The sequence below is a fragment of the Mesorhizobium sp. M7A.F.Ca.ET.027.02.1.1 genome (assembly GCF_004022985.1).
GTDB lineage: Bacteria > Pseudomonadota > Alphaproteobacteria > Rhizobiales > Rhizobiaceae > Mesorhizobium.
Map to the genome: position 1 here is coordinate 1 of NZ_RZOL01000779.1, position 1,154 is coordinate 1,154.

The following is a 1,154-nucleotide window of genomic DNA, read 5'->3' on the forward strand; positions in this document are numbered from 1 at the left end:
CTATTTGATATAAAAAACTATTCAGGAAGAATAGCGTGCGGCGAATTCGGAAATGCGCTGCACCACCGCCTTGGATGCCGTGATGCCCCGCGCTTGCGCCTTCTCGGCGGCCTCTGCGCGGGCACGACCGGGCACATGCACACCGAAGCGCCGCCGCAGCCGGTCGAGCTGGTCCTTCATCCGCTGCTCGAAATCCGGATCGAGCAGCTTGGGTTCGATAGCAAGCACGAATAGTCCCGTGCCGGGGCTGTCCGGCCCGCCGCTGAACCATGGCGCGTCGAGCGACCAGTTGGCGCCCGACAGGCCCGCCGCCAGCACCTCGACCATCAGCGCGATGTTGGCGCCGCGCTGGCCGCCGAAGGCGAGCATTGCGCCCTTCATGGCGGCGGCGGGATCGGTGGTCGGGTTGCCGCTGGCGTCCAGCGCCCAGCCTTCAGGGATCGTCCTGCCCTCCTCGGCCGCTTTGCGGATGTTGACGAAAGCGGTGGCGCTCGACGACTGGTCGATGACCAGCGGCGCCCCGTCGGCGGCGGGGGCGGCAAACGACATCGGGTTGGTGCAGTAGACTGGCTTGACCGAGCCCGAGCCGGCAAGCACGGCCGGGCCGTTGGTGGCGGCGAACGACACCAGCCCGAGTGTTGCCAGCCTTCCGGTGAAATAGCCGAGCGCGCCGCATGTATAGGCGTTCTTCTGCGAGAAGATGGCGACGCCGAACAGCTTTGCCGCCTTGGCGAGGTCGTCGATGGTGCGGTCGAAGCCGGTATGCGCCAGCCCCCGGCGTGCATCGGAGAGATAGACCGCAAGCGCCGGCCGGGTGATCACCGGGTCGGCATTGCCGTCGATGCGTCCGGCTTCCAGCGCCTCGAGATAGTCGATGAAATGCGACAGACCGACCGAGGAAAGCCCTTCGGCCTCGGCTGATATGATCGAAGCAGTGAGCGATTGTGCCGCTTCCTCATTGGCGCCAGCGCCAAGTGCCGCCATCCGGCACAGTCCTTTTGCCTGGTCGAGACTGAGTTGCATGATGGCAATCCTAGGGGAATAGGGGAGTAAGGGAATAGGGGAATAGGGGAATGGTGAGCAGTGAATAGCGAATGGGGATGGAATTGTGAACGTGAATAGTGGCTGGCTACTCCCCTACTCCCCTACTCCCC

The 1,154-nt window shown here is 64.3% G+C and carries 1 protein-coding gene; it reads right to left on the reverse strand.

The annotated features are described in order from the left end of the window. Positions 1-21: 21 nt before the first annotated feature. Entirely contained in the window at positions 22-1,023 is a 1,002-nt protein-coding gene (locus tag EN749_RS36080) for an Ldh family oxidoreductase (protein WP_189367989.1), read from the reverse strand. Between the last annotated feature and the right edge of the window lie 131 nt (positions 1,024-1,154).

Excerpts from the sequence above, each read along its gene's own strand:
- EN749_RS36080 (WP_189367989.1), bottom strand. The coding sequence starts at position 1,023 with ATGCAACTCAGTCTCGACCAGGCAAAAGGACTGTGCCGGATGGCGGCA.